This window comes from Serratia sp. MMO-28 (genome assembly GCF_037199905.1).
In the GTDB taxonomy this organism is placed as follows: Bacteria; Pseudomonadota; Gammaproteobacteria; order Enterobacterales; family Enterobacteriaceae; genus Chania; species Chania oryzae.
Map to the genome: position 1 here is coordinate 1 of NZ_JBBCVB010000085.1, position 673 is coordinate 673.

Sequence of the window (673 nt, forward strand, 5' to 3'; positions counted from 1 at the left end):
GCGGGCCGCCGAGGTCCCCAGATTATCGGCCGTGCTGACCGTCAGGGCACCGTTCGCATCGATAACGTGGGTGCCGCTGAAGGCGTTGCTGCCGCTCAGGGTCACCGCCGCATCGGTATTGATGGTCCCAGCACCGCTCAGCACGTTGGCGAGCGTGTCTGCGGCGTTCAGGTTCAACGTACCGCCAACATCCACCTCACTGGTGCCCAGGGCATTCGCCGCACCGGCGGTAATAGCAGCACCTGACGCAATATGGGTCGCCGCCGACAGACCGCCGTTGGCCGCGCTCAGCGCTAAATCTCCGCCGTTCACGTTCAGCGTGCCCGCCCCGGTCAAGCCGCCAGGGGCGGTCGACGTGCCTCCTGACGACAGGTTCAGCGTACCGCCCGCCAGATCGAGCACCCCGGTGTTAGTCAGCAATCCGCTGCTCAACACGCCCGTATTGAGCGTGACGGTGCCCAGGTTGGTGAGTGCCCCCACCGTCTGGCTGAAGTTATTGGTATTGAAACCGGCACCGCTGGCCACCGTCAGCAATGAGGTGGCACCAAAGGCATTGTTGCTCCCCAGCAGCACATCGCCGCCGCTTATCGTGGTGCTACCGGTGTAGTTGTTCTGGCTGTTGGTCACGGTCAACGCACCGTTGCTGGCATCAAAGGCAACGCCGCCCACCCCG

Annotated in this window: 1 pseudogene; it reads right to left on the reverse strand. The window is 64.2% G+C overall.

Annotated features, from left to right (window positions below):
* Positions 1–673: pseudogene (locus WG891_RS26635) on the reverse strand (hypothetical protein); the annotation flags it as partial.